General features: G+C 44.5%; 1 protein-coding gene. It reads left to right on the top strand.

Annotation, left to right across the window (positions count from 1 at the left end; translation table 11 throughout):
- Positions 1 to 263: G5 domain-containing protein (locus CHH91_RS18635; RefSeq protein ID WP_176465866.1), on the top strand; the 263-nt coding region annotated here is incomplete at both ends.

The following is a 263-nucleotide window of genomic DNA, read 5'->3' on the forward strand; positions in this document are numbered from 1 at the left end:
GTGTAGTAGAACAAGGAAAAAAAGGCAAGCAAGCTCTTCACTATGAAGTGACGCTTGAAGACGGCATCGAGGTTGACAGGCAACTTGTGAAGACGGAAATGGTTGAAGAGAGTGAAAACCGTATTATTGCGGTTGGAACAAAACAAGAAGAGGCAAAAGAATATGTCTCTGAGACACAAACGGCCCATGAAACAGTAAGCCAAGAGTCAGTGGATCAAGAGCCAGTAGATCAAGAGCCAGTAAGCCAACCGGAAAAAGAACCA

Source organism: Virgibacillus sp. 7505 (assembly GCF_002272135.1).
Lineage (GTDB): Bacteria > Bacillota > Bacilli > Bacillales > Amphibacillaceae > Terribacillus.